General features: G+C 51.7%; 27 protein-coding genes and 1 tRNA gene. 20 read left to right on the top strand and 8 right to left on the bottom strand.

The window, feature by feature from the left end; all coding sequences use genetic code 11:
- Window positions 1–9: 9 nt before the first annotated feature.
- Window positions 10–276, bottom strand: a complete 267-nt coding sequence (locus STSP2_RS05470) for a hypothetical protein (protein WP_146660616.1) — start codon at window positions 274–276, stop codon at window positions 10–12.
- Window positions 277–431: 155 nt separating this feature from the next.
- Here STSP2_RS05470 and STSP2_RS05465 point away from each other — a divergent pair, with 155 nt between their 5' ends.
- Together STSP2_RS05465 and polA are read left to right on the top strand one after the other, a co-directional pair.
- Window positions 432–1,295: a PEP-CTERM sorting domain-containing protein gene (locus tag STSP2_RS05465; RefSeq protein ID WP_146660614.1), complete on the top strand. Its 864-nt coding sequence runs from the start codon at window positions 432–434 to the stop codon at window positions 1,293–1,295.
- Between the two features lie 330 nt (window positions 1,296–1,625).
- A complete protein-coding gene (polA, locus tag STSP2_RS05460; RefSeq protein WP_146660612.1) occupies window positions 1,626–4,388 on the top strand; it encodes a DNA polymerase I in 2,763 nt (920 codons plus the stop codon).
- A gap of 52 nt (window positions 4,389–4,440) precedes the next feature.
- On the opposite strand, the gene STSP2_RS05455 is transcribed toward polA, so the two are convergent.
- Window positions 4,441–5,940, bottom strand: coding sequence for an alpha/beta hydrolase fold domain-containing protein (locus STSP2_RS05455; RefSeq protein WP_146660610.1), 1,500 nt, complete (start codon window positions 5,938–5,940; stop codon window positions 4,441–4,443).
- A gap of 119 nt (window positions 5,941–6,059) precedes the next feature.
- Here STSP2_RS05455 and STSP2_RS05450 point away from each other — a divergent pair, with 119 nt between their 5' ends.
- The 9 genes from STSP2_RS05450 (at window position 6,060) to STSP2_RS05410 (ending at window position 12,098) form a co-directional block, all read left to right on the top strand.
- Window positions 6,060–6,797 carry a hypothetical protein gene (locus tag STSP2_RS05450; RefSeq protein ID WP_146660607.1) on the top strand — a complete coding sequence of 246 codons (738 nt, stop codon included), beginning with the start codon at window positions 6,060–6,062 and terminating at the stop codon, window positions 6,795–6,797.
- Between the two features lie 278 nt (window positions 6,798–7,075).
- Window positions 7,076–7,360: a DUF1540 domain-containing protein gene (locus tag STSP2_RS05445; RefSeq protein ID WP_146660606.1), complete on the top strand. Its 285-nt coding sequence runs from the start codon at window positions 7,076–7,078 to the stop codon at window positions 7,358–7,360.
- Window positions 7,361–7,388: 28 nt separating this feature from the next.
- A complete protein-coding gene (locus STSP2_RS05440) occupies window positions 7,389–7,832 on the top strand; it encodes a CBS domain-containing protein (protein WP_146660604.1) in 444 nt (147 codons plus the stop codon).
- 168 nt (window positions 7,833–8,000) lie between these two features.
- The gene (locus tag STSP2_RS05435) at window positions 8,001–8,720 is read left to right on the top strand and encodes a hypothetical protein (protein ID WP_146660602.1); all 720 of its coding nucleotides are present in this window, start codon (window positions 8,001–8,003) and stop codon (window positions 8,718–8,720) included.
- A gap of 63 nt (window positions 8,721–8,783) precedes the next feature.
- On the top strand, window positions 8,784–9,848 hold the full coding sequence (locus tag STSP2_RS05430) for a transglutaminase-like domain-containing protein (RefSeq protein WP_205848008.1): 1,065 nt from the start codon (window positions 8,784–8,786) through the stop codon (window positions 9,846–9,848).
- On the top strand, window positions 9,835–10,239 hold the full coding sequence (locus STSP2_RS05425) for a class II SORL domain-containing protein (RefSeq protein ID WP_146660600.1): 405 nt from the start codon (window positions 9,835–9,837) through the stop codon (window positions 10,237–10,239). The genes STSP2_RS05430 and STSP2_RS05425 overlap by 14 nt, the downstream gene beginning before the upstream one ends.
- Before the next feature lie 67 nt (window positions 10,240–10,306).
- The gene (locus tag STSP2_RS05420) at window positions 10,307–10,993 is read left to right on the top strand and encodes a phosphoribosyltransferase (RefSeq protein WP_146660598.1); all 687 of its coding nucleotides are present in this window, start codon (window positions 10,307–10,309) and stop codon (window positions 10,991–10,993) included.
- Window positions 10,986–11,384, top strand: a complete 399-nt coding sequence (locus tag STSP2_RS05415) for a pyridoxamine 5'-phosphate oxidase family protein (RefSeq protein WP_146660597.1) — start codon at window positions 10,986–10,988, stop codon at window positions 11,382–11,384. The genes STSP2_RS05420 and STSP2_RS05415 overlap by 8 nt, the downstream gene beginning before the upstream one ends.
- A gap of 66 nt (window positions 11,385–11,450) precedes the next feature.
- Window positions 11,451–12,098, top strand: coding sequence for a phosphoribosyltransferase (locus STSP2_RS05410; RefSeq protein WP_146660595.1), 648 nt, complete (start codon window positions 11,451–11,453; stop codon window positions 12,096–12,098).
- 303 nt (window positions 12,099–12,401) lie between these two features.
- Here STSP2_RS05410 and STSP2_RS05405 read toward each other — a convergent pair whose 3' ends face one another.
- A complete protein-coding gene (locus STSP2_RS05405) occupies window positions 12,402–14,255 on the bottom strand; it encodes an amino acid permease (protein ID WP_146660593.1) in 1,854 nt (617 codons plus the stop codon).
- A gap of 358 nt (window positions 14,256–14,613) precedes the next feature.
- On the opposite strand from STSP2_RS05405, the gene STSP2_RS05400 reads away from it, so the two are divergent.
- Together STSP2_RS05400 and STSP2_RS05395 are read left to right on the top strand one after the other, a co-directional pair.
- Window positions 14,614–15,126, top strand: coding sequence for a hypothetical protein (locus STSP2_RS05400; protein WP_146660591.1), 513 nt, complete (start codon window positions 14,614–14,616; stop codon window positions 15,124–15,126).
- Window positions 15,127–16,188 (top strand): GGDEF domain-containing protein, encoded by a 1,062-nt coding sequence (locus tag STSP2_RS05395; protein ID WP_146660589.1) that lies wholly within the window; start codon window positions 15,127–15,129, stop codon window positions 16,186–16,188.
- Between the two features lie 14 nt (window positions 16,189–16,202).
- Here STSP2_RS05395 and STSP2_RS05390 read toward each other — a convergent pair whose 3' ends face one another.
- Genes STSP2_RS05390 through STSP2_RS05380 form a run of 3 tightly spaced genes read right to left on the bottom strand, consistent with a single transcriptional unit; the run spans window position 16,203 to window position 19,132 of the window.
- On the bottom strand, window positions 16,203–17,414 hold the full coding sequence (locus STSP2_RS05390) for a glycosyltransferase (protein ID WP_146660588.1): 1,212 nt from the start codon (window positions 17,412–17,414) through the stop codon (window positions 16,203–16,205).
- A gap of 25 nt (window positions 17,415–17,439) precedes the next feature.
- Entirely contained in the window at window positions 17,440–18,288 is an 849-nt protein-coding gene (locus STSP2_RS05385; protein ID WP_146660586.1) for a metallophosphoesterase, read from the bottom strand.
- Entirely contained in the window at window positions 18,269–19,132 is an 864-nt protein-coding gene (locus STSP2_RS05380; RefSeq protein WP_146660584.1) for a serine/threonine protein kinase, read from the bottom strand. Before STSP2_RS05380 ends, STSP2_RS05385 begins: the two co-directional genes overlap by 20 nt.
- A 208-nt stretch (window positions 19,133–19,340) precedes the next feature.
- Here STSP2_RS05380 and STSP2_RS05375 point away from each other — a divergent pair.
- The 7 genes from STSP2_RS05375 (at window position 19,341) to STSP2_RS05345 (ending at window position 24,269) form a co-directional block, all read left to right on the top strand.
- A tRNA-Asn gene (locus STSP2_RS05375) sits at window positions 19,341–19,413 on the top strand.
- Between the two features lie 64 nt (window positions 19,414–19,477).
- Window positions 19,478–19,753, top strand: a complete 276-nt coding sequence (locus tag STSP2_RS05370; RefSeq protein ID WP_146660582.1) for a GIY-YIG nuclease family protein — start codon at window positions 19,478–19,480, stop codon at window positions 19,751–19,753.
- 517 nt (window positions 19,754–20,270) lie between these two features.
- Window positions 20,271–20,477 (top strand): hypothetical protein, encoded by a 207-nt coding sequence (locus STSP2_RS05365; protein WP_146660580.1) that lies wholly within the window; start codon window positions 20,271–20,273, stop codon window positions 20,475–20,477.
- A gap of 26 nt (window positions 20,478–20,503) precedes the next feature.
- The gene (locus tag STSP2_RS05360) at window positions 20,504–21,019 is read left to right on the top strand and encodes a DUF2924 domain-containing protein (protein WP_146660578.1); all 516 of its coding nucleotides are present in this window, start codon (window positions 20,504–20,506) and stop codon (window positions 21,017–21,019) included.
- Window positions 21,000–22,535 (top strand): recombinase family protein, encoded by a 1,536-nt coding sequence (locus STSP2_RS05355; protein ID WP_146660576.1) that lies wholly within the window; start codon window positions 21,000–21,002, stop codon window positions 22,533–22,535. The genes STSP2_RS05360 and STSP2_RS05355 overlap by 20 nt, the downstream gene beginning before the upstream one ends.
- Complete coding sequence (locus STSP2_RS05350; RefSeq protein WP_146660574.1) at window positions 22,532–22,933, top strand: hypothetical protein; 402 nt, start codon at window positions 22,532–22,534, stop codon at window positions 22,931–22,933. The genes STSP2_RS05355 and STSP2_RS05350 overlap by 4 nt, the downstream gene beginning before the upstream one ends.
- Window positions 22,934–23,051: 118 nt before the next feature.
- Window positions 23,052–24,269, top strand: coding sequence for an ATP-binding protein (locus tag STSP2_RS05345; RefSeq protein ID WP_146660572.1), 1,218 nt, complete (start codon window positions 23,052–23,054; stop codon window positions 24,267–24,269).
- A 142-nt stretch (window positions 24,270–24,411) separates the two neighbouring features.
- Here the strand turns inward: STSP2_RS05345 and STSP2_RS05340 are convergent, their stop codons facing one another.
- On the bottom strand, window positions 24,412–25,296 hold the full coding sequence (locus STSP2_RS05340) for a GIY-YIG nuclease family protein (protein WP_146660570.1): 885 nt from the start codon (window positions 25,294–25,296) through the stop codon (window positions 24,412–24,414).
- 79 nt (window positions 25,297–25,375) lie between these two features.
- Complete coding sequence (locus STSP2_RS05335; protein WP_146660568.1) at window positions 25,376–25,618, bottom strand: hypothetical protein; 243 nt, start codon at window positions 25,616–25,618, stop codon at window positions 25,376–25,378.
- Window positions 25,619–25,715 lie beyond the last annotated feature (97 nt).

Below are 25,715 nucleotides of genomic sequence, written 5' to 3'. Positions count from 1 at the left end.
AACGTAATATTAAATTGCGAACATCAGCAGGGGCAGGAAGATCAGGATGAGCCAGCCGAAGAAACGCATTATGCAGGCGGGGGTTTCCTGGTCGATGAGCTGAAGCCTGACGAGGCCTACTATGCTGCCGAGGGTGTCGGGGAACCAGATGCAGGGCAGGCCGAACATTATGCCGAAGATGACCATGCGGGTGAAGGGGTCGTCTGGGTCGCCGCGCAGGACCGCGATGGTGATGTAGACTGCGGCGATCAGTAGTGATATGAGCTTTGAGATCATTGTGAGAATATTTTAGCGGATAAGCGGCGTTTGGGCAAATGGAAGCAATTAAAAAGTATATACTGGCATTAGGCATCTTTTCTATTGACTATCAATTGTGTTTTTAGTATAATCACATATCTAAAAATGCAAACCAGCTATTTGAGGACTTTTTCATGACTTTCGAGAAATTTTTAACAGGGATTATAACGATTACAATTCTAACATCTTGCGCACACGCTGGCGTATGGGACACATTCGATGTCCCGGGGGCAGAGGGCACAAGGTTGGCAGGCATAGACGGCGAAACCATTCTTGGGCATTATCTCGACTCAACGGGCGACTGGAACAACTTTCTTTTTGATGGAGACAGCTATACGACTTTTGCAGCACCGGGTGCTACAAGCACAATAGCACGTGGTATCGATAACGGAAGAATAGTTGGAAATTTCCAGGACGGGGCCGGCTCCGGCCACGGGTTTATTTACGATGAATCTGGATGGACAACATTGGATGCACCGGGTGCTACATCCACCGAAGCTAGGGGCATTGATGGAGAAAACATAGTAGGAACATATTGGGACAGTGAAGGCGCACATGGTTTCATCTTTGATGGAACAAACTGGACTACTCTGGACATGGCCGGTTCGACTTACACGCACTTATACGACATCAGCGGGGACAATATCATTGGCAACTCTGAGCACGATACATATGTATATGATGGAAATCAATGGAGCGTTTTAGATGGGCCAGATTCTCCTTATGGACTAAATGCCCGCGGCATTGACGGCGACCGGATTGTAGGAAGCTTAGGATATGCCGGTTTTTTCTTTGATGGCAAAGACTGGCTAGAGCTTCAAGTGCCTGGAGCGGACCCCGGGTTAGAATGGGCAAATGATATCGAAGGTGATACAATCGTTGGAAGTTACTACGATAATGGCATAAAGCATGGGTTTATTTACACCATACCTGAGCCAGCGACGTTTGGGCTGGTCGGACTTGGCGGGCTTTTGCTGGCGAGGCGGAGGCGGGGGTAGTTGATTTGTTGGGGATGATTTTCTTCGAGCTCTCGGTTTTGCTGGGGGCTCTTTTTGTGCGCTGGTGGGGTGGGCGGTGTGATGGGCACGTATGGGGATCGAGTTTTAGGGCCTGGGGACTCGCACTTTGGGCCATGATTATTGTTTTGGGCGCGTCTGGCGGATGCTGTTTTCGGACGTGCATGTGTTCTCGCTGAGTTCTCTGGATCCCAAATCAAGTTTGGGATGACAGTAGTCGCCAATCTTCTAAGTGGGGTGCGGTGATGGCTCTTGAGTTAGGATTTTGAATATGGTTTGCAGTTTTTGGGTGGTGGGTTTATATTTGGGGGCATGGGAAATGAAAAAGCCAGGAATATATACATAATTGACGGGCATGCGCATATTTATGCGGCTTATTATGCGCCGATGGCTCCTTTGACGAGTCCGGCGGGTGAGCCGACTAAGGCTACGTATGTGTTTACGCAGATGCTGCTGGGACTGATCGACCGGAAGAAGCCGGACATGGTGGTGGTGGCGATGGATTCGAAGGTGCCGAGTTTTCGAACGGATATTTATCCGGAGTACAAGGCGCATCGGCCTCCGATGCCGGAGGATATGCCTGCGCAGATAGAGAGGATCGAGGAGATACTGGAGGCGATGCATGTGCCGATGCTGCGGGTGGACAGCTATGAGGCGGATGACCTGATCGGGACGCTTGCGAAGAAGGCGGCTGCGGAGGGGATCGAGAGCTATATCTGCTCGAAGGACAAGGACTTTCTGCAGTTGCTTGATGAGCATGTCAATACGTATGACGTGAAGAAGGACAAGGCGACGACGGTTGAGGGGCTGATGGAAGATACGGGGCTGACGCCTGCGCAGTTTCTGGATGTGCTGGCGCTTCAGGGGGATACGGCGGACAATGTGCCGGGTGTGCCGGACGTGGGGCCTAAGACGGCGCTGGGGTGGATACAAAAGTACGGGTCGCTGGATGAGCTGACCGCGAAGGCGGAGGAGATAAAGGGCAAGCGAGGGGAGAGTCTGCGGAAGTCGCGGGATGCGGTGAAGCTGAGCAAGCGGCTGGTAACGATAGACTGCGATGCGCCGGTGGAGCTGGATCTGGAAGCGTTCAGGGTGACGGAGTTCGACAGGGAGAGGCTGCGGGAGCTGTTCAGCGAGCTGGGGTTTTCGCGATTGCTCAAGCAGCTCGATATGGAGGCGAAGGAGGTCGCGGCCAAGCCGAAGGTGAAGCGGGCGGCCCAGGGGATGCTGTTCGAGATGGGCGAGGAGAAGGCGGAAGAGGCGGCTGCGACGGTGGAGAAGGACTATACGCTGGTGGATACGACAGCGAAGCTGAAGGATTTTGCGAAGGAGCTGGGGAGGCAGAAGGTGTTCGCGGTGGATACTGAGACGACCGCACTTGCGCCGATGGAGGCGGAGCTGGTGGGGCTGAGCTTTTCGTGGAAGGCGGACGAGGGGTATTATCTGCCGGTGAAGGGGCCGAAGGGTTCGAAGGTGCTGGATGCGGCGGATGTGCGTGAGGCGATCGGGGGGATCATCGCGGATGAGAAGGTGCGTAAGGTGGGGCAGAATTTCAAGTATGACCTGATCGTGCTGGAGAACGCGGGGTTCGAGGTCCGGGGGCTGTATTTCGATACGATGATCGCGTCGTACTGTCTGAACTCGGCGAGGCGGCACGGGATGGATTCGCTGGCGGAGGAGTGCCTGGGGTATAAGACGCAGCCGATATCTGAGCTGATCGGCAAGGGAAAGAGCCAGATAACCTTTGATAAGGTGGATGTGGAGCGGGCGTGTTATTATGCGGCGGAGGATGCGGATGTTACGTGGCAGCTTTATAAGTGCTTTGGGCCGCAGCTAGAGAGCGAGCCGACGCTGAAGGAGCTGTTCGAGAAGGTGGAGATGCCGCTGGTGGCGGTGCTGGCGCGGATGGAGATGAACGGGGTAACGCTGGATACGACGATGCTCAAGGAGATGGACGATGAGATGAGCAGGACGCTGGGGGAGCTGACCGAGAAGATACATGAGCGGGCTGGCGAGGTGTTCAATATCGATTCGCCGAAGCAGCTTGGGGAGGTGCTGTTCGACAGGCTTGGGCTGGAGTCGGTGAAGTCGGGCAAGGCTGGGCGGTCGACGGATGCTTCGGTGCTGGAGCAGTTGGCGGAGGAGCATCCGATTGTGCCGTTGATACTGGAGTATCGACAATTGGTGAAGCTGAAGAATACGTACGTTGCGAAGCTGGGGGACCTGGTGCATCCGCGGACGAATCGGCTGCACGCATCGTTCAATCAGACGGTGACGGCTACGGGGAGGCTGAGCTCGTCGGACCCGAATTTGCAGAACATTCCGATACGGACGGAGCTGGGGCGAAAGATACGCAATGCGTTTGTGCCGGAGAAGGAAGGCGATGTGATCATGTCGGCGGACTATTCGCAGGTGGAGCTGCGGCTGCTGGCGCATTTTTCTGGCGATGCGGAACTGCGGCGGGCGTTCGAGACGGATCAGGATATACACAGGTTCGTAGCGGGGCAGGTGTACGGGGTGGAGCCTGAGGAAGTGACGAGCGATATGCGGGCGAAGGCGAAGGGTGTGAATTTCGGGATCATTTACGGTCAGGGGCCTTTTGCACTGGCGAAGTCGCTGGAGATATCCGTGGGCGAGGCGAAGAAGTTTATCGATGATTATTATTCGCGGTACGCTTCGATTCGCGAGTTCATGGATGGGGAGATAGCGAAGGCGAAAAAGTGCGGGTATGCCGAGACGATACTGCACAGGCGGCGGGCGATAGAGGGGCTTTCGTCGCGGAACCACAATGTGCGGTCGCAGGCGGAGCGGATGGCGATCAATACGGTGATACAGGGGTCGGCGGCGGACCTGATAAAGCTGGCGATGATACGGATACAGGAGCGGATCGAGCGGGAGGGGTTACCGATCATGATGCTGATACAGGTGCATGATGAGCTGGTGTTTGAGATGCCTGGCGAGGGGGCGGAGGAGAATGCGGAGTGGATCAGGCGCGAGATGGAGACGGCGATCGAGCTTGATGTGCCGTTGAAGGTAGAGCCTGCGATCGGACCTTCATGGCTGACGGAGAAGTGAACCGCCCTGCCGATGAGCGGACAGGGAGGTTCGTCAGTTCTTCAATTGTGCGTCATTTCTCAGCGTTCAGTATCTGATCGAGCCAGTCCGCTGCGCGGGCGGGCCAGTCGAAGATGGGGTTGTCGAGGTTGCGGATGCCGAAGCCGTGTGAGCCCTTGCGGAAGATGTGCATTTCGGCGTCGAGGTTTTGCTTACGAAGGGCCTGGTAGAAGGCGACGCTGTTTTCGGGGAGGACGCCTTTGTCGCCGTTGCAGTGAAGCAGGAAGGTGGGCGGGGTGTCGGTTTTGACCTGCAGTTCGGTGGAGACTGCACGGGCGAGGTCGTCGTTATTGGCGCGGGGGCCGAGGAGGTTGCGTTTGGAACCTTTGTGCATGAACGGCTGGGTCATGGTGATGACGGGGTAGACGAGCATCATGAAGTCGGGGCGGGCAGAAAGTTTGTCGGCAGGGTCACCGGCCTTGCCGTAGGGTTCGTTGAATTTCGTGCCGACCATGCTGGCGAGGTGTCCACCTGCGGAGAAACCCATGACGCCTATTTTGTCGGGGTCGATGTTCCAGTCCGGGGCGTTTGAGCGTACTATGCGCATGGCACGGAGTGCATCTTCGAGAGGAGCGGGGAAGTGGTCGCCGTCGCGTGCGTGGCGGTAGCGGAGGACGACGCCGGTGATGCCGACGGAGTTGAGCCATTCAGCAATGGTCGAGCCTTCGTGGGTCATTGCGAGATGGCCGTAACCGCCGCCGGGGCAGATCAGGACGGCTGCATTTTTAGATATTTCGCGAGTTGTGCGATAGACGGTGATGGTGGGCATGACCTTTTTGGAATTGGCGCCCTGGGCGGGCGGAGTATCGGGCCAGAGATCGATCTTTTCGGGGTCGAGGGCTTTTTCTATCGAGGAAACAACCTTTTTGGCGAGGTGGCGGTAACCTTCGTCGGTGTAGTGGACGTCGCCGGGTGCTCGGTAGTATTTGTCAGCGACGGAGAGCATGTATGAATAGAGATCATCGGTGGGGATGTCGTTTTCGGCCATGATACGGGCTGCGATTTTGTTGTACTTGACTTCATCGCCGACGAACCGCCCCGCTTCTTTTTCGGGGACGGGGGTTGTCGAGGCCCAGATGAGGCGGGCGCCGGTGGCCTTTAGCATATCGACGAGCTCGCGGAGGTTCTGCTCGTAGACTTCGGGAGCGGCTGTTATGGTTCCTCGTTTTTTGTCCCGACGGCCCTGTTCCTTGGATTCGGGGTGGCGGTAGCAGATGTCCCACAGGCCCCAGTTGAAGTGGATAACGTCGTATTTGGTATCGCCTAGCCAGTCAGTGAGATTATCGAGGCCTCGCTGGGTGTTGCCGCAGTTTATGATATGCCCTTTGGCGGTGCGGGGGCGGGTGACGATGGCTTTGTCTTTGAGCATCTCTTTGACGTGAGGGGTGTAGCCTATCGAGATGGAGTCGCCTATGATCAGTACGCGGGGTTTTGCGGGCTGCTGGTCGGCGGCATTGGTAAAGGGGATGACGATTAAAGATAACAATAGTGCGAGCCATAGTATTTTGCGCATCGGTGAGACCTTTCGAAAAAGTAAATGACAGGGCTTGATCTTGAGATTATCATAGCCTGATGAATTCTATAACAAGCGTAATGACATTTCAAAGACAATCTTAGCTGAGGTGAGAACATATGAAGCGTTTTAAGTGGCAGATATTTCTTGGTGTCGGGCTGGTAGGAATGTCGGCGGTGCTTTATTTTGTGCATTATTTGATGTTCCATGATGCGCATCATATATTCATATATCTGATGGGGGACATTGCGTTCGTGCCGATCGAGGTTCTGATGGTGACGCTGATCCTGCATGAGCTGCTGGCGAGCAGGGACAGGCGGAACAAGATGAACAAGCTGAATATGGTGATAGGTACGTTTTTCAGCGAGGTCGGCACGGAGCTGCTGCGGTTTTTGGCAAGCCATGACAGTAACAGCGACATGCTCGGCGAGGTGCTGGATGTGGAGGGAAACTGGACGAAGGCAGAGTTCGGATCCGCCAGGAACGATCTGCAAGGCCATGACTTCAAACTGTCTGTCGAGAGGAATGAGCTAAGTGAGATCGCCGAGATGCTGGTCGGCAAGCGGGGTTTTATGGTTACTTTGCTCGAGAACCCCCTGCTGCTGGAGCATGACAGGTTTACGGACACTTTGTGGGCCGTTTTTCATTTGACGGAAGAGCTGGCCAGCAGGCGGGACTTTTCAACGTTGAGTGACAAAGACCTGGCCCATCTGACAGGCGATATGGAGCGGGCATACAGCCAGGCGGCTGTTGAATGGATACATTATATGGAGCATCTCAAATCCGAATATCCATATCTGTTCAGTCTGGCGATGAGGCGGAATCCGTTCGGCAGCAGTGAGGATGCGGCCATGTAATAGCCAAATTGAGGATTCAGTAATTAAAGGTCCTGTCTGAGGCGGGGCCTTTTTTAGTGCGCATACGGCAGGTGAAGCCTTGTTTTTGAGGGCGCAGGAGCGGTTTTTAGTGTAATCCTTAGGTGAGGATGCGCTCTTCTAAGCGAATTCCTGATATGGTTTAGGGGATGTACCCCGATTGACGAAAGACAGCCTCGCGGTCATGATGTACGTAGAGAATGGAGGACGGGACATCGTTATCTAAATGGATCTTTCAACTTTAGTCGGGAGAATCAATTATGCAAATGTCAAAAGTTTCAAAATGTGATGTTACCGGTTGTGCTTACAACACTGATAACCAGTGCCACGCTTATGCAATTACTATCGGCAATTCGGGGACGCCCAAATGCGATACTCTTTGCATGGCGTCGGGCAAGACGGATGACACCAATTCAACGGCTGGGGTAGGTGCGTGCAAGACCACCAGTTGCAAAGCAAACAAGGGCTTCGAATGCACAGCACCTGAGATCACAGTTGGCTTTCAGGGCAACGAAGCTGATTGTTTGAGTTTCACACCACGATAGTGAACGGGAGCTATGAAAGGGGAGACTTATGTATGTAAGAGAGATCATGACCATGGGAGTGGAGACGATAGGCTCTGATGCGACGGTTGCGGAAGCAGCCAAGAAGATGAAGTCGCTGGGCATTGGATCGATCCCGGTGGTTCAGGACAACAAGATCATTGGAATAATATCCGGTCAGGATGTGATTTTCCGTTGCGTCGCCGAGGACCGGGATCCGAGAGAGAGCCCGGTAAACGAGTTCATGACAAGCGAATTGACCTGCATATCGCAGGATGAACGTATCGAAGAAGCCGCAAAACTGATGGAGGACAAGCATATCCACAGGCTGCTGGTGCTTGACAGCAGCAACAATCCAGTCGGTGTACTTTCGCTGAGTGATGTGGCAGTAAAAAGTAAAGACGAGCACCTTGCCTGGGAAGTGCTCGAAAGAATATCCGAACCAGCAAGTCCTTACAGGAGATCTGAAGAATAGCAGCAGGAGTGAGAAGGGCTGCTGGGTTGGGCCGGCAGATTCGGAGAACTGCTTAAAAACAGTGCCCGGATCATTGCCGGCTATTATTAACTTAGTCGGCAGGTTGGTGAGGAAAAGCAAACGTTGAGAAAACTGTATTGAGGACCTCACTAATTAAGGGGAACAAAAATGAAACTGCTAAAAATCTATCTAATGGCAGCGATGTGCATTGCAGTTGGTCTGGCGGTTCAAGGTTGTCAAGGGGAAGAGCCAGAGGAAGCAGGAGCGGAGACTTATCAGCAAGAAGAGCAGATGCAGCAGGAAGAGCAACAGCAGCAACAGCGTGAGCAGGAGCAGATGGAACGGGAAGGAATGCCCGGCGGCATGGGCGAGGAGCAGACGCAGATCACAAGAAGTGATCTTGCCAATGCCATCGAGAGTTATGTTCGGGAGCAGTCACAGGATCAAGACGGTTATATGATGGTTACCGATGAGGTGACCGGCGAACAGCTTAAGCTAAAGCTGGATTCGGTACATCGGGACAGGATCGCTCAGCTTAACGAGAACACTTATTTCACATGTGCCGATTTTGAGACGCCGGACGGAAAGATGTACGACCTGGACATCTTCATGACTGGTCAAAGTCCTGATGACCTGGAATTCGCAACTGTGACGATCCATAAAGAAGCAGGCCAGGAAAGGTATACCTGGGAAGAAGAGCAAGGTATGTGGCAGATGGCGCCAGTTGGAGATACGCCTGTACCCCAGGAAGCACAGCAGAAGATTCAGCAGCTCCAGGAGCAGCAACAGGAACAGCAGATGCTGCAGCAGAAGGAAGGACAGTCTGAGAAACATGAGCATCCCGGATCGGGTGACAGCGGCGCGAGCCATGAACATCCGGGCGGTTGATCGGGAAGCGGTTGGCAGTGATAAAACTGCTTTTAACAAAAAGTTGACATAACAAGGTAATTTGTGAAAAAGAAAAGGCGTTACATTACGTTTGCGATGGTTGCTATATTGGCATTAATCGCAGTGATTGTGATAATCCAATATCGAGTCAGACCTTCGACTGCTGAAGCAGGCAGCGGGCGCACGTTGATACTGGAGTACACCGCAGAGATCAGCGGTGTGCCCGCTTCGAATAATCCTATGAAGATTTTCATACCGGTTGCTATGGATGATGAAGGACAGACGCTTCATGGTTTTGAGGTAGCCGGTGACTGGGATTACGAAATAGTCAGTGAGGCCGAGTATGAAAACAGGTTCATATTGATCAATACAACTACTGAGGAATATCGCGCGAATGATGAGCCTGTGCAAGTGAGATATTTTGTTACAAGATATGATGTTTCGCCGGTGACTGCGGAAGGATCCAGATGGCCGCTGACGACTGAGAAAGAACGGAAATATCTTACAGGAACAAGAATGCTGCCCACTACCGGCAAGATAGCAGAAGAAGCCAGTTCGGTGGCCGGTAACAGCTACACTGATCTGACCAAGGCGCGTATACTCTACAATCACATTGTTGACACGGTGGAGTATGACAAAAGCGGTGAAGGTTGGGGTCGAGGAGATGCGATGTATGCCTGTAATGTTCGCAAAGGCAATTGTACTGACTTTCACTCTCTGTTTATAGCGGAGGCGCGGGCACTTGGCATTCCGGCACGGTTTATCATGGGCCTGCCGCTACCTGCCGACAAAGATGCGGGCGTAATAGAGGGCTATCATTGCTGGGCGGAGTTTTATACAGATGAGAAGGGATGGCTGCCAGTAGATGCATCTGAAGCCAGCAAGAATCCCGGAAAACGAGATGCATATTTTGGCCGACTCGATCGGAACAGAGTGGCATTTACCATAGGGCGAGATATCAGGCTGCCCGAGTCAAAAGCCGAGCCTTTGAATTTCGCAATTTATCCTTATGTAGAAATTGACGGGCGCGAGCACAAAGATGTAGAGGCCGCGTTCGAATTTGAAGAAACGACAATGAGTTATGTTCAGATAATGTTAGAAGGAGAACGAAATAATGACGCTGGTTAAGAGCGAAAGCAAATGTGAGAATGATATTTTCTGCGGCATCAATGTCCCTGAGAACACTCAAGATGTAGAGAGCATGACAGATCTGGAGAAGAAGCATCTGCCGGTAATAACAGCGCCGGAGTCTGTCAAGAAGGGTGAGACCTTTGAAGTGACTGTTGAGGTCGGCAAGTATAAAGAACATCCGAACGAACCCAAGCACCATTTTGAATTCATGGAACTGTATGCCGGGCACACATACCTGGGCAGGATAGATTTTATGGCGCAGATAACCGAGCCTGTCATGAAGATGCATGTGACGCTGGATCATATTCATGGTGATCTGCGGGCGTTCGCTTACTGCAATCTGCATGGAGTATGGATGGGCAAGGCGCCTATCGAGATAACCGAATAGGTCTTCTAGCTGCTAGAGCTTTTGCATGCGGGCATATTCGGCGGCTGTTTAACAGAGAGCTGAAAGAATGGCTTTGACTGAAATATATTCGACGTCAAGTGAAGCGTTTACCGATCGCAGGCAAGCAGCGCAAACATTGGTCGAGCACCTGGAGGAATATTCCGGCTCCGACTCGCTTGTGCTGGGCATTCCGCGAGGCGGAGTGGTGATCGCTGACTGTCTTGCGAATTCGCTGGATGTGCAGATGGACGTGGTGCTGACCCATAAACTGGGAGCACCGGCTAACCCGGAGCTTGCGATCGGAGCGGTTTCTGAAGACGGACATTTGATCCTGGACGATCAGCTCGCAGCTATCACAGGAGCAAGCCGAAGATACATAGAAGAAGAAAAAGCAAAACAGTTGGAAGTTATCAACTCGCGAGTAAAGCAGTATCGCGAAATACTTGCTAAGTCGGACGTTGGCGGCAGGACGGTGATCCTTACAGATGACGGGATAGCAACGGGAGCGACAATGCAGGCGGCTGTCTGGGCGGTGAAAGCAGAGGGTGCTGCAGAGGTAGTAGTTGCGGTACCTGTAGGGCCTGCTGATTCGCTGGAACGGATAGCGGAAGATGCTGATAAGATCATCTGCGTAAGGTCTCCTGCCTATTTCGGTTCTATAGGAAGGTTTTATCAGATTTTCGACCAGGTCAGCGATGACCAGGTTTTAAAAATCATTACGGAACAAGCCAAGCGGAGAAGAGATCATGGATAAACAAAAAATTGAGCAGGCTGTCCACTTTGCAGCGAATGTAGGGCCGGTGTGCATAGCGACTGTTGACAACCAGGGTATGCCTCATGTCGATGCTGCGGGGCAGATCGATCTTGGAGCTGAGGACAATGTCTATCTGACACGATGCTTCGGGCCTCAGACGCTGATGGATCTTAAGCAGAACGATCACATTGCCGTTCTGATCTGGAACGAGCAGAGCCAGGACGGATATCAACTGATCGGTCAGTGCAGCAAGATCGAAGAGATCAGCGAGCACGGTGAAACTCAGGAAATGTTCGACGCTGAGCAGGCATATTATAAGGGCGAACAGCGGCTGACTGTTCACGTGGATAAGGTTTCAGAACTTAAGCAGAAATCATCTTCCGGTGCATAGACCAGTTGAGCAACGGATGAGCAAAGAACACAACAACAGATTTAAAATTGAATTGGAGGACTAACGATGTATCAGAATCGGGAAGACGCAGGGCGAAGACTTGCACTTTCACTAAACAGATATAAAGATGAGGACTGTGTCGTTCTCGGAATTGCAATGGGCGGCATGGAGATAGGGTACCAGGTAGCACGATATCTCGATGCTGATTTCAGTCCGCTGATGGTACGCAAGCTGTCATATCCCAAGAACCCCGAGTCGGGTTTTGGAGCGATAGCGGAAGACGGCAGCATTTTCATATTCCCTTATGTGGGGCGGACACTGCATTACAGAACGATCGATAAGATCGTCGAAATGGAACGCGAAGAAGTACAGCGCAGGGTAGACCTACTGAGAGACGGTGAACCGCTGCCTGACATAAGGCAGAAGACGGTGATCCTGGTGGACGACGGTATCGCTAAGGGCGGTACGATTAGGGCCGCGACAATGCTGTGCAGGAAAAAGGGAGCACAGAAGCTTGTGATCGGCACACCGGTGGCTAATGCCGAGATGGCGAACGATATGGCAGACGTAGGTGAGGATTCGGTGGTACTGACTACGCCGAAATACTTCAAGGCCATACCGCAGGTTTATCGTCAATGGCGTGAGGTAGGCGACCAGGAAGGACTGGACATAATGGAAAAGTGGCGCAGTCAGTTGGTGCATGCCACTGTTTAGAAGCTATTTCAAAACTCAGATTTGTCTTTCGGCGGCCCTTTTTTGGCCTGGCTGCGTTGAGCAAAATCGGTCATAGTTACGACTATTACCAATTTTACTCGCCTTGCCAGCACAAAAAATTGCTCGCCGAGAAGCCAAAAGCATTTTTGAAACGGCTTCTAGAAAGTATCACGATTTCTGTGTACGCAGGGTTTTCATCAATTTTGGTTATCTGCGTGTACTCAAACGGTCGCAGCATATAATTGATTAGAAGGCTAAATACCTTTCAGTGCCCCGTTACAAGGCGGGGCATTTTTATTGCGTTTACTTTTTGTGTTCGCGTTGCCGGCCGGACAGAAGGACTATGTCGCGGAGCTGTTCAATATTCTTGGCGGCGAACCATCTCTGCTCGAAGTCAGGTTCGCTTACGATGTGGGCGATGATCATCAATGCACGAAGGTGATAGTTGCGTTCATCAGGCGAGCCCACCAGAACGAATGCGGTGCGGACAGGTTCGTGCAGCTCTGAAAAGACGATACCCTTTTTGCAGCGTACCAGCAGAACGTCGAATACGCCGTCCCCTTCCACAACGATGTGCGGGATCGCGAGGCCGGGACGTACGACGGTTGCGGATTCGCGTTCTCTTTCGAGGAACAAGCGGTAAAGGTGTTTTTCATCGACGTCAAGACGTTTTGCCATCTCAGTTGAAGCGGTGTGGAAAAGCTGTTTTGCGGTGATCTTCGATTTGATATCGATTATGGGACATTTTCTCACAAGGCGGTCAAATCGATCAGGGGTAATCTCGTCGCGTTCGAGAGCGATGTGCTGAAGTTCTTCTTCGAGGCCGGATCGGCCGATGTGACGCGATACGATGTTTTTGACTAGATAGACGATCGCACTTTGTCGGTCGATCCTCTTCTGCACGTAAAAAACATACCACAGCGTTGCGGCGACTGCAAAGACACCGGCCGTGATCAACGGCACGATACCCATTTCGACGATGAGGAAGATGTAGATGATAATGCAGACTATGGGCAGATAGGGATTGAGCGGGATCTTGAATTTTGGGCGATAGGCCTGCATGCCGGAGAATCGCATTATGACGACGGATGCATTGGTGAGCACGAATGTGAGTATGAGGATGGTTGAAGCCGTTTTGATGAGGTCCTCAACTGAAAAAACAACGATTAGGGTGATCATCAGACTGCCGGTCAAAAGGATCGCAATATAAGGTGTTTTGAACCTGCGGCTGGTCCTGGCAAGCAGTCCGGGCAGAAGGCCGTCACGACTCATGGCCATGGGTGTTCGCGAGGAGCTCAAGACTCCTGCGTTTGCGGTGGTGGCGAAGGCGAGAAATGCTGCGATGTTTATGATGTCCCGCCCTATGCGGCCAAAAACTGCTTCGCCGCCGAGACCGATTGGTGCTAGTGAACCGGCCAATTGATCCGGCTTGGTAACTCCAACGGTTACAAAAACGACTACGACGTAGAAAATATTGACAATGGCGAAGGCCAGGAACATGCCCAGGGGGAGATTCCTGCCCCCCTGCTGGACCTCTTCGGCGATGTCGACGGCGCCGGTGAGACCGCCGTAGGAGACGAAAACCATTCCGGTAACAGCGAGCACCGCGTTCCAACCCTGAGGGGCGAAAGGCATATAGCTGCTGCCGTCCATACGGGGGACACTTCTGAAACAATAAGCGGTCAAGATCAGCAAAAGGCCGAACACGAGAAATACCTGTATCGATCCGGAACCCTTGGCGGAAAGGAGATTGAAGCCCATGAAGAACAGGCAGGCGGCGACAGCTACGATCTTAACGAGTGCCTGACTTTCGTTACCAGTGTAGAAGCTGGCCAGTGCACCGATGCCGATCATTGCGAAGGCGGCTTTTAGGGCTATTGCCATCCATACGCAAAGGCCCGCGATGGTGCCTGCCAGCGGGCCGAGGCTGCGTTCTACAAAGAAATAGCTGGCTCCGGAGCGAGGCATAGCGGTAGCGAGCTCGGATTGGGCGAGTATGACAGGTATGACGAGAATGCCTGCGAAGGCGTATGAGAAGACTACCGCGGGGCCGGCTTTTTCGAAAGCTATGCCTGGAAGCACGAAAAGCCCGGAGCTGATCATAGCCCCTGAGGCGATACAGAAGACATGCATGAGACCGAGTTCTTTTTTAAGCACTTATCGAGACTCCCTTATTTTGAACCTGCATCTTTAGGGCACCTCTAACAATTCATTTTGGCGGTCAAGCGAATCTTTTTGATTCCGAGCGGCGTCAGACAAAAACCGCTTTAGCTGCAACTATAGCTGATTTGTCTTCCTTGCCAAAACGCAAAAATCTCCTACTTGCCGCTCAAAAGCAATTATTAGAGCTACCCTTTAAAATTATTCAATCACGGCATAGCTGATATGTCAATAACTATACGTACAGCATGTGTAAAATGGTTGATATGCGTTAGAGCGAAGGCTTTTGGACATGCCGCATCTTGACTTTTGGGCCGATTTTTAATATGCTGTAGTGTTGAGTTTGGGAGAAAACATGGAACAGCAAATGAACAGCTACGGCATGACCGTGGTTGTTATGACTAATCAGCGGGGGGACATTCGCTGGGAGCTTGGCAGAATGCTCGATCAGTTGGGGGTACGGTGTGCCTATTGCAGCGACATGTATGAGGTGGCCGGCGAGGTCGTAGATACCGAGCGACGGAGAGCAATGGTTCTGTTGGATACTGAGAAGCTTAGCGAGGGGAATATGTCCCTGGTCGATTTCTGCCTGGCCAACAACATCAGGATCGCATGTGTCGGAACATTGGGGGCTGCCAAATCGATGAGCTTGATAAGTAAGGTCATCTCTCATGGAGTACCGGTATTCCAGAATACAGCCAGCCTCCGGGAGTATATCTTGACGGCATGTGATGGTAAGGCCAAACCGGAAATGGATGCAGAAAAGACCAGGTGTCAAAAAGGAAACACTGCTGGTAAAAAGGCTGGGACGAAACGGGAGATCGTGATCAGCCAGGACGAACTTGATGCTTTACTTGGGACGGTATAGATGAAAACTGTAGAAGACAATAGTACGGCCAGATCCTCGAAGGTGCTCTTTGTGGGCAACCCTCTGGCGGCATTTGAGAATGTGGAGCAAACGCTGGAGCATGACTTCAAGAGATGTGAAAACATGCTAGACGCTATCAATGCGGCAGCGCATCAGCCTTACGAAACGATTTACGTAGTCATGTCATGTTTTACCAATAAACTGGAATCTGCGATCAGAACTCTCAGACGAGTGAACGGTTCAGCCAGGATCGTTCTGCTTGCGAGGATGCATGAGGAATTTCAGGCGAGACAGTTGGTCGCTACACCTGTCAACCGCGGCGGGGTGGCAGATGATTATATGATCTGCCCTGTGAAGGTTGATGAGGTATTCGGCGAGAAGACGGCGGAAAGCTATGAACGAACGTCTGCGAAAGATGCAGATGTGGACCGGCAGAAGGATGCTCGTATTCGGGAGCTGGAGAAGCTGGCGATCCAGGATGATCTGACCAACTTGAAGAACCGGCGGTATGTACGGGAATTTCTCGGGCAGATACTCAAAAAGGCGCAGGAACTCGATCTATGGGTTACGCTGCTTGTCTTCGATATTGACAATTTCAAGCATTACAACGATGCCTACGGCCATTCGGTCGGTGACAAGGTGCTGATCGAAGCGGGCGAGGTCATCAAGAACTGCTGTCGAGAGCATGATGTGATCGCGAGGATAGGCGGAGATGAGTTTGCTGTTGTTTTCTGGGACCGACCCGGTGACAGGCTGGGCGAAGAGACTGTCGATGCGAGCGGTGAGCGAAGGAGGCCCAGCAAGGGCGAACATCCTGACAACGCATACCAGATAGCTGAGAGATTCCGCAGGCAGATAAGTGCGACCAAGCATGAATTTCTGGGGCCCGAGGGTAAGGGTGTGCTGACTATCAGCGGCGGGCTCGCTTCATATCCCCGGGACGGGCAAACGGTCGAACAACTGTTCGAGCAGGCGGATATGGCGATGCTGGAAGCGAAACGGAGCGGGAAGAATCGGGTTTACCTGGTGGGTCCCGAGGGCAAATACAATCCCGAGGCATAGCGGTAATAAACAGATCACCTGGAGATGTGAGTGCGCGTAGGACTTATCATTTTATAGCGTGTGTCGCGCCAGGTGATGGTACGCCCTGCCGCGGAGCTGAGGATCGTTATCAGCGTAAGCACGGACCAGATGGGGGTCCCAAGGATGTCTGCAAATCGGGCTGCTTTGAGGGTGTGGGCGTCTTCAGGGAGCAATCGCTTTATCATGTTTTGCCGGGTAATTGCGCGGATCATCTGGCAGGCAACAAACACCAGCGGTACGGTCCAATACAGCCATAGATGGCCCTTTCCGGCAATTGAGGCCGCTATTGAGATCGCCAGACCCGCCCATACGCCGAGCGTTGCGAATAAAGAGCTGGCAAGGCCGAAGAGCCAGGTTTTGGGCATAATTACGCGAGTGATCATGAATTGCCTGCGGGCGAATTCGAAGAGCTGGAGCCAGTCCATTTGTTCGTAAGAGGCCACCAGACACGCGGGAACGAATACGACCTTTTTCTTGGCCTGCTTGACGGCCCATGAAAGGCAAAGATCGTCGCTGAGTGCGTTGGACCATATCTCGTCCAGCTTCATATCATAAAATGTGTCGCGTTTGATGGCCATCGAACCGCCCCATGCCTGGTTGAAGTGGCTGTTGCCGAGCATTTGCGCGACCTTTGCATTGATAGCAGACAGGGCCAGTGTTGCCAGGTTGTTCTTTTGGGGGACGAACCACCGATAGCCTGTGGAGGCCCCGTTTTTGTCTTTGCGCAGCGGGTAAACTATCTGACGCAGCCAATCGCTTGAAAGGCATGCATCGCTGTCGGCGAAAGCGAACACTTCGACATCATCTGGAGCATTTTCGCAGGAGTAAAGCAGGTTGTGTATCTTCTGGCTGCAGCTTTGGGCCCGCCCTGCCACCAGGATACGGACATACTTAACGTCGGAACCGGCAAGATGTTTTTTCCTGAGAGCGTTCAGGTGCTCGAAAGCAGGGTCATCTTCGGACTCAACTACGAAGTGCAGAACGTATGCGGGATAATCAAGTGCGTAAAACGAAGCGACATTCCTGTCGAACGCGTTGTCAATGCCTTTGCAAGGGACCGTTAATAAAGCTGCAGGTGTGTACGAGGTTCGCTCCCTGGGAGCCTTTTTGAGGACATAGCGGTAGTTGCTGAACATCATCGCGAGGAACAGCAATTGAGCTAGAATTACGACCGGAGCCAGGATGTTGTATATATGCCAGAACAAGCCAAACCCTGTAGAACAATGGAATCTAATCGAGCGAAGCCAGAGGGATTATCGCCTCTGCCAGTTCGTTCGCTGTGTACGTCTTGTCCGTTTCGAACTTGAGCATGCAGCCCCGGTCGTGGTCGGACGCAAGGATTATAAGGTTTTTTCCAGCTTTGCACCAGCCGGAATCCTGAGCCTGATGGCCGAGGATGAAAATGTCAACTCCGAGCATTTCTGCGAGCGTTTGCAGTGTGCTTTCGCTGTGACGCCTGCCCCATGTGAGCAGGTAGACAGAGTTTGGCCTGTGCAGGTCCTCAGAGGTGAGTGGACGCTCGAAGATCGAGGGGTCGAAATCATCCACGAATCGGTCTTTAGGCAGGCTGTGCGATATCCAGACACCGTTTGGAGATTTTACTGCAAGAGGCTGAGAGAAGAGATACTCATCGAGTGCTGTGCTGACTTCTTCGTATTGATCGCCAAAACATCGCTGCATCGCGCCGGTAAGAGCTCGGTTCATCTCTTTACCGTTCTTGAGGACATCACGGTCGTTGATGATCGCGGTATCGTGGTTGCCCATGATCAGATGGACGCGGTCCGGATATCGGAGCTGGTATTCGATAATGTCGGCAAAAACCCTGAATGAGAGGCATCCGCCGCACTCGTCTTCAGGGCCGCCGTGCAGAATCTCCTGGAAGATGATATGCCGGTTGTGATTGGTTTCCAGGTCAGCGTATTGGGTGATCCGTTCGAAATTGCGTCTGTGACCGTGCAGGTCGCCTGTGACCACGACTTCGGCGGCTTCAGGGAGTAAAATAACGTTGCCCTGGCGGTATTTGGCCTTATTATTCTGCTCGGCTCCGCGTTTGCAGAGGTCAATTACTCGCTGTGCCATTTTTCTGCAGTTTATTTCCAAAAATATCACGAATCAGCTTATCAAGTCGACTGACGATCGAGGACATGCTTTCTGGTCTGTCTGCGGGCTTTTCTTCAACACAATCCAGCACAAGCTGTGAGAGGCTGCGGGGAATTTTTCTATAGATTTCGTGTGGAGCGCGGAATTCTTCACGTCTTTGCAATACCTGGGTGGCAAAATCCATGTTTTTGGGAATCAGCGTGGGGACATTTTTGCCGGTAAGGGCCCAGTACATAGTCGCACCGAGGTTGAAAATATCTGTCCGATGGCTGAGATGCTGACGCTTTACCTGCTCGGGGGCTATGTAGTCCGGTGTACCCTGTATTCGCTGCTTGATCTCACCAAGCTTGCAGCTCTGGCCAAGGTCGATTACCTTGAGACCGCCCTTACCGTCTATAAGGATATTATTGGGCTTTATATCGCAATGGACGAAGCCCCGCTGGTGCATGTAATTCAGTGCCGTCGCAACCATGCGGAAGATAAGGATCACATCGCCCAGGCTCAGGCCGGGGGAGTCCTCGAGCGGCTTGCCTTCGAACATCTCCATCGAGAGCAGAACCTCGTTTACGCGCAGTAACTTGCGGCGTTTAATAAGCTTATAGCATTTTCGAATGTGAGGATGATCTAGCTGGCGGGCTACTTTGTACTCTTTTTCGATCTGCTCGAAAATACGTGTATCCTCGGGCTTTTCGAGGAATGCCCGCTTGAGCGCAATGGTATTGCCTGTCATATCGTCCTTGGCAAGGTATATGACAGATCGGGCACCAGTACCCAGCTTACGTATTATTGTGAAGCCGTCAATCTCAACAGAAGAACTTGGCATTTACTAACTCTAAAAAATCGCAATAATAAAAAACAGTACCTTCCGCACAGGGAAATGCGATTTGGTCCGTCCACCCGGTGCTTATGTTACATAATCTGCGGGCGAATGTCCAGCAAGACTTTTTTTGAAAGTATCGGCAATTTTGGACGGTAAGGCCTTGACATTCGACGTAAAATTACGAAAATACTTAACTCTCATACGAGCAGATTCCTCGATAGCTCAATTGGTAGAGCGAGCGGCTGTTAACCGCTAGGTTGTAGGTTCGAGTCCTACTCGAGGAGTTTAGGAAAGCCGTAAGGTGCTATTTATTAATGGCTTACGGCTTTTTTCATGCGCGGAGGATATATGTTTTACGTCTATGTTCTCAAGAATGATAGCATAGGTAAGAGATATGTGGGTCAGACAAATGACCTCCACCGCCGACTAGCCGAACACAACGGCAGCAGTCTGAATCCCAGGAGATATACAAACAAATTCCCCGGCAAGTGGGTGCTGGTGCATTGCGAAAGCTATCAAAGCCGTTCTGAAGCGATGCAAAGAGAAAAGTGGCTCAAATCGGGAGCTGGTCGCCAGTGGCTCGATGAGCAGATCGGTAGAGCGAGTCCGCCGCAGGCGGATTAACCGCTAGGTTGTAGGTTCGAGTCCTACTCGAGGAGCCAAAAACAATCAGGCTCGGAATAATTGGCCTGTTCAGTTAACGGATAGAGCAAAAGCCCGCTGGAAGACTCCGGCGGGCTTTTTGCGTTTACAAGCCGTTGTCGGGCAATGACTTACAGACCACCCCTGCTTTAAGCCGCGCTCTATAGATTTTCTAATCTGCAATGAGACTGCTTCGGGATCCCCAGAGACATCCCAAAAAGCCCCGCCAAACTCTCTGAAGCTCTCTGTTCGGCGCTCTATATTTTTCTATCTTTGTCGCTCTGGGCCCAAAATGCCCCACTGGACATGATCGCACCGGTTTTTTGGCCGATTTGGTTAACAGTGGCAATTTTTCGCACCCGAATCTCGCCGTTATTCGGAATTGCCGGGTATGTAATAGGTATGGGCGGTCGGCCTAAAAACATTCACTGCCGGACGGTGCAGCTGGCTCAAAGAGCATGGCTCCGTAGGTTTCAACCGAAACTCAGGAGCCATTAACATGACAGAAAGCTACAAACCCCACGAGATGTATCCTCCCCAAAGACGAGCAGAAGTTGCCCGCATTCTGGCGCGTGCTGCCAACCGTCTGCACTGCAAATCAGGCGGTCTTAAGCTCGCCCTGAAAAAGAGGCAAGAACTCGTTAAATCTTCCCAGACTTGTCTTGATGTTTCCGGCCAGATGAGGATTGATGTGTCTGCGAGTTAACGGTCCTCAGATACAGGAGAGAAAGCATGAAAATCGATGTAGCACGCTGTCGGGATGAGCTGGACGGGCTTTCCATTGACCAGCTTCGCATGCGGTATGAAAAGGTCTTTGGAGAGGTGTCGACCTCCAGACATCGCACATTTTTGATTAAACGCATTCTGTGGAAGATGCAGGCCAACGTCTATGGTGGTCTGTCTTACAAGGCGCTGAAGCGGGCCAGTGAGCTGGCGGATCCGACGGAACTGCGGATGATCGCCCCATCTTCACCACCGCCGCCCAGGGATGGCAGAAAGGTCAGCCGGTCACTGCCTGCGCGAGTGACTTCCAACCAGAGCGACCTGGTTCCCGGCACGCAGCTTGAACGGATGTACAAGGGTCAGCGGATTCTGGTCACCATCATGGATAACGGGGTTCGCTGGAATGGCGAGTTGTACCGGTCGCTGTCGGCGGTTGCGAAAGAGGTGACGGGCACCCATTGGAATGGAAAACTGTTCTTCGGCATCACTAAGAAAAAGGTAAAGAATGCAAAAGCAAAAAAGTAAGACAATCCGCTGTGCTATATATACCCGAAAGTCCACCGAGGAAGGATTGAACCAGGAGTTCAATTCGCTGCACGCCCAGCGGGAAGCTGCGGAGGCATACATTGCCAGCCAAAAAAGCCAGGGGTGGGTGTGCCTTGTCAATCAGTATGATGATGGCGGCTTTACCGGCGGCAATATGGAACGGCCTGCTTTGAAAAGACTGCTGCAGGATATTGCAGAGGGCCAGATCAACTGCGTGGTGGTTTACAAGGTCGACCGGCTCAGCCGTAGTTTGATGGATTTTGCGAAGATACTGGCCAGGTTTGAAGATCATGGTGTGTCATTCGTATCGGTTACGCAACAGTTTAATACGACCACGAGCATGGGCAGGCTGACGCTGAATGTACTGCTGAGCTTTGCCCAGTTCGAGCGGGAGGTTATCTCGGAACGGACACGCGATAAGATCGCGATGGCACGCAAGCGAGGTAAATGGAGCGGTGGACGGCCGGTGCTTGGATACGACATTTGCCCCGACGGCGGCAAGCTGGTCATCAACGAGGCAGAGGCTCAGCAGGTCCGGGCGATATTCGATCTGTTCCTAAAACACAAGAGCATACTCGATACGGTCGAACAGCTGGATATGCGTGGCTGGACAACGAAGACGTGGGTCACCCGCAAGGGACACGTGAAAGAAGGTAATGCGTTCAATAAGAGCTCGTTGCGGTCGCTGCTTACAAATCCGCTATACATTGGCAAGGTGCATTATAAGGGTGTACTTTATGATGGGGAGCATGATGCCATTGTCGATCCCAATGTGTTTGCCGAAGTTAAGCAGTTGCTTTCAACTAACAGGCGGGAGATGATAAGGTTCAAGTCCGGCAAAGTTGGGGGCATTCTCAAGGGGCTCTTGCGGTGCAAGGCCTGCGATGCTGGGATGAGCCATGCGTTCAGCAAGAAGAGGAACAAACGGTATCGCTACTATGTCTGCCAGAACGCACAGAGCAGAGGATGGGCAAATTGTCCGCATCCATCTCTGCCTGCAGATGAGATCGAGAGGTTTGTGATCGATGAAATTCGTCAGATCGGGCTGGATGAAAAGCTGGTGGATCAGGTTGTAGAAGAGTCGCAGGCAGGTATCGAAGCCGAAATTGCCGAATACCGCAAACGCCAGAAACTGCTTAAAAAGGAAATACAAAGATATGATGCTGAGCTGCAGAGTCTTGCATCTGCGGCAGCTTATGAGGAAGCCACCAACCGACTAGCTGGTTTGCAGGACAGGATCACCATGGCCCAGCGAGATCTTAGCGAATGCTGCAGCCATCTGGATAGACTGACCGACAAGAAGATCGAGGCTGAGGATATTCGCCAGGCCTGCAGGGCGTTTGATCCGCTATGGGACACGCTCACCACACGCGAGCAGTGGCGGATGCTGAGCCTGCTTATCAACCGGGTTGAGTTCGATGCCGACACCAGCAGCATTGATATCATATTCTATCCCACAGGAATTCACCGTCTAAATGAAGAGGTTTTGGTATGAGCTATAAGATCACACGGAAGCTGCACTTTGAGTGCGGCCGAAGAACAAAGAAAAAGATAGCCGTTGGCGAAAAGCCTAAACGGCCAAAGGCAAGGACACCCAGGGTCAGCAAGCTAATGGCCCTGGCGATCTATTTTGATAAGATGCTTAACGACGGCCATATCAAGAGCATGGCCGAGATCGCAAGAAGAGGTTTTGTAACCCGTGCCCGCATGACGCAAATCATGAATTTGCTTCTGCTGGCACCGGATATACAGGAGGAGATCCTGTGTCTTCCTGAAACGACCGAAGGACTGGACCCCGTGTCCACCAAAGAAGCCGTTTCGCTTGCGAGCGAGCCGGACTGGCACAAACAAAGGGAGAAATGGGGTGAAAGTTTTGGGCGAAATATGGAGTAACATAGCCTTTAACATAGCGTGCGTTTTCGAGTCCGACTCGAATATACACGAAATTAGCTTGCAACGACCCGTTTTTCGTATATATTCGAGTCCAAGTCGAATATATACGGAGATTGCAATGTACATCGAAAGAACAATAACCGGGGCTCTGCAAAGAGCCAGCAAGCACTTTCCAGTAATTTTAATCACCGGCCCCCGGCAGATCGGAAAAACGACATGCCTGCGGCATTCTGCTGACCAAAACCGCTCCTATGTAACATTAGATGACCCGCAAGCTCGTGAGCTTGCAATTGATGATCCTAAACTTTTTCTGCAGCGTTTCACTGCCCCGGTGTTGATCGATGAGATTCAGTACGCTCCACAGCTTCTGCCCTTAATCAAGATGGCTGTCGATTCTGGAGCAAACAAAGGCGATTACTGGTTGACGGGTTCACAGCAGTTCCATCTTATGGCGGGGGTTTCGGAGTCTCTTGCTGGGCGCGTCGGCATTCTGCAGATGCTTGGGTTCTCTTATACTGAGCTTATCAACCAGGGCCAAACTTCCAAACCCTTCATGCCTGACACCCGCGATTTTTATTCCACCAAAAAACCGATCGGACTAAAGGAGTTGTACGAACACATATGGCGTGGGAGTTTTCCGGCAATCGTCACCGATGAACAGATGGATCGCGATCTATTCTATTCCAGTTATGTTCAGACCTATCTCCAGCGGGATGTCAAGTCGCTGGTTAATGTCGGTGATGAGATGGCATTTATGAAATTCCTTCGGGGGGCCGCTGCACGTACCGGCCAGCTTTTAAATGTTGCCGAACTTGGACGTGATGCTGGCATAACACACAATACTGCAAAGAGATGGTTGAGCGTATTGGAAGCATCCGGCCTGGTTTTTTTATTGCAACCATATCATGGCAACTTTACCAAGAGGCTGGTCAAAACTCCCAAGCTCTATTTCATGGACACCGGTCTGGCCGCTTACTTAACACAGTGGACCACTCCTGAAACGCTTGAAGCAGGAGCTGCCAGTGGAGCATTTTTCGAGACATGGGCGATGACTGAAATAATAAAGAGCTACTGGCACAATGGAAAGGCAGCTCCAGTCTATTTTTACCGTGATAATGACCAACGGGAGATTGACCTTTTAATCGTTCAAAACGGCAAGCTCTTTCCGGCTGAGTTCAAGAAATCCGCTGCACCAGGCAAGGATGATGTCCGCCACTTTGCAGCTCTTGAAAGATTCAACATGCCTGTCGGACATGGTGCGGTTGTCTGCCTGACCGATACTGTCATCCCACTTTCGAAGAACACAACAGCGATTAATGTGAGTCAACTGGGATAACGTTAGTTTTGCAATGTCCAAAACAACAGGATCGCCTGCGACAAACTCCAGCCCATTGCATTGGACTGGAATACCCAGCGGCAAATGTGGGACGAAAGCTGTGGGGATATTTTGCAGAAATTGTCAGTTCATACAAAGGAAGCTAATCCACCAACCTTGCCTCATCCCACTCGCCATAAGTCTGTCTCGTGTCTTTAACTTTCCATTCTTTACGACCATTTGAAGCCCGCCCGGCGATTACGCCAGATGCGGTACTGGGGCTTCCAAAGGCGTAATTTTTAGTAAAACGGTATTGCTCGCCGTTAGCCTCCTCCAGCACTCCAGTCGCAAGAAGCTCCCTTCTCATCTTTTCCATATAGGCATGCATTGAAGCAGTAGATTCTTTGCGGGCCATTGAGCCTTCGAGAACAACAAATTCACCGTTCATTAACTTAGCCGAGGCGGCGGCATCGCGAGCTTTGAATTCGAATAAAGGAGACTCCGCTGTATTTTCGGCAGCATCTTCTGCAGTTACTACCGGTTGAGGCTGCAACAAATCAACGCCGAGAACTGGCAAGACCATCTGCATCTGCTCAAGAAAGTATTCCATGTCCGCCAAATCAGATTCCGGCAAGGGTATGTTAGCAGGACTGGGGCTGGAACCATTCTTGAGAGGGGTTCGCTTGGCATCACTAGCAACCTGAATCATGCGAGACTCGAGATATCGAACGTGTCCCTTGGTTAGGTTATCGTCTTTCTGCGTGAAAAAGCAGATGCGGTCCCAAAAATCAAGCGATCGATGGTGTTCTCGTAATCGGTTGCGAATATTCTCAGCTTCACCAATGTAGGCAACAGGCAACTGCGATTCTTCGTCCTGGCCTGTAAGGATGTAAACACCGGGCTTGTCAGCCTCTGGCCTTTGATTGAGCTTTGGCAGCTCGGAACGCGGACATGCCAAGGCAATTCCAGTCCACTGCTGTAATTCGGCAACAGTTAGACCATTAGGCTTGCCTTCTGTAAGAAAGAGTTTTATCGTTTTTCCAGCCATAGCCCATCTCCTCAAAACCTAACATGATCAAATACCATATCAGAAATTGGTTGTAAAGGCTACGGTTTTTTGTCAAAGATTACTTGATGCGTTTGAACCCCAGCGTTTCGCCGCATTCTTCGGGTAGCATTTCTCGAAGGTAGGTGTCCATCACGAAGTTGTAGGTGTGCCGGGCGGCTTCGAGGTTTTCAGCTTCGTACTGGTCCCGAATAAGCTGGTATGCGGCAATGTCCTTCTGTTGTTGCTGCGATCCTTTGGATTCTGCTTTGAGCTTGGCAATTACGGCGTCCAAACCTCTCAGGATTGCCTCTTTGTTTTTCACGGTAAAGCCTTTCTTCTCAATGGTTTACGTTCGTTCTGCACAACCACATTAAGCCATTATTCCGCAGCTTTATCAAGCAGATAAGCTCCTTATTTGC

The sequence above is a fragment of the Anaerohalosphaera lusitana genome, assembly GCF_002007645.1.
In the GTDB taxonomy this organism is placed as follows: Bacteria; Planctomycetota; Phycisphaerae; order Sedimentisphaerales; family Anaerohalosphaeraceae; genus Anaerohalosphaera; species Anaerohalosphaera lusitana.
The sequence above is the reverse complement of the archived record's forward strand: the minus strand, read 5'-3'. Positions and strand labels throughout refer to the sequence as shown.